Raw genomic sequence first — 1599 nt, forward strand, 5'->3', positions numbered from 1 at the left:
CGGAGCCGGCTCACTCCTACATTGGTTTTGTGACAACCCCAAAAGGCTACCCGGCAACACCGGACGCCTGATTCAAACACCCCTCGTTTCCCACCGCGCCCTGATCGTGGCGGAGACGAATATCCAATAAATGATTCGAGGGGATTCACCCATGTCTTTACCAATATTGCTGCGTGCAGCGTTTGCCGGTCTGGTACTGGCGTCATTCACCTTGTCGGCCTCGGCTGAAACCATCCGCATTGCCATCGGCACCCAGGACACCACGATCAACTGCGCCGCCGGCGGTCTGTTGATTCGCGAACTGGGCCTGCTGGATAAATACCTGCCCCACGACGGCCCCTACAAAGACGCCAAGTACGAGGTGGAGTGGAAGAACTTCACCAGCGGCGCGCCCCTGACCAATGAGATGGTCGCCGGCAAACTCGACTTCGGCGCCATGGCCGATTTCCCCGGTTCGTTCAACGGTGTGGCGTTCGAAACCGCGGGCAAGCACAGCCTGTTTATCAGCGTGCTGTCGGGCAGCATCAAGGGCAGCGGCAACGGCATCGTGGTGCCGAGTGCCTCGAGCGTGCAGTCGCTGGCCGAGCTCAAGGGCAAGACCATTTCCGTGCCGTTCGCCTCGACAGCGCACGGCATGTTGCTGCGGGCCGTGGCTGCCCAAGGCTGGGATCCGCTGAAAGACGTGAACATCATCGCCCAGCCGCCGGAAGTCGCCGGCTCGGCCTTGCAGGCCGGGAAGATCGATGCCCACGCCGACTTCGTGCCGTTCGCCGAACTGTTCCCCAGCCGCGGTTTCGCTCGCAAGATTTACGACGGCGCCCAGGCCAATGCGCCGACCTTCCACGGTGCGCTGGTGGATCAGGCCTATGCGAAGAAGTACCCGGAAATCGTTGTGGCTTACCTGCGCGCAAGCATTGAAGCCAACCAGTTGCTCGCGGCTGAGCCGGAGAAGTACAGCGAGTTGATCGCCAAGGTCACCGGCGTCGATGCCGAGGTCAATTACCTGTTCCACGGTCCACTGGGCGTGCAAACGCGCGACCTGAGCTGGAAGCCGGAATACCGTCAGGCCGTCGGGACCGCTATCGATACCCTCAAGCTGTTGAAGAAGGCGGATCGCGGGTTGGACCTCAATACCTTCATCGACGACCAATACATCCGCGCCGCGTTCAAGGCCTCGAAGCTGGATTACACCGCGCAACTGGCCAACTACGGGCAGACGCCGCTTAAAGCGGTGGATGCGTCGAGCGGCAAAGCCATCACCGATTTCAGCCATGTGGCGGAGATCTGGGTGCGGGGTGAGCCGAAGGTTCGGCAGTACGTCTCGGCAGAATCAGCGTTCACTGCGTTGGCCAGCCTGAAGCAGGAAGGCAAAAACATCCGCGCGGTGTATGCCCAGGCGAGTGACAGCGGGATCAAGTTGCTGGCGGATCAGGCGTGGTTTGCCAGTGATGCGAAAGGGCGGCTGAGTGCGTTTCTGCTCAAAGGCCAGGCCCAACAATTTGCCACGGCCCAGGGCGGGAAAGTCTTCGACTTCACCGACGCCACCACCCAGGCCGTTGCCAGCCGCTGAGTTGTGGGAGGAGTCAAAAGCCACCCCTC

General features: G+C 61.2%; 1 protein-coding gene. It reads left to right on the plus strand.

Going from position 1 to position 1599, the window contains the following annotated elements:
* Positions 1-163: 163 nt before the first annotated feature.
* On the plus strand, positions 164-1570 hold the full coding sequence (locus VD17_RS24870) for an ABC transporter substrate-binding protein (RefSeq protein ID WP_185753214.1): 1407 nt from the start codon (positions 164-166) through the stop codon (positions 1568-1570).
* The last annotated feature ends 29 nt before the right edge of the window (positions 1571-1599 follow it).

This window comes from Pseudomonas fluorescens, from assembly GCF_000968015.1.
Lineage (GTDB): Bacteria > Pseudomonadota > Gammaproteobacteria > Pseudomonadales > Pseudomonadaceae > Aquipseudomonas > Aquipseudomonas fluorescens_W.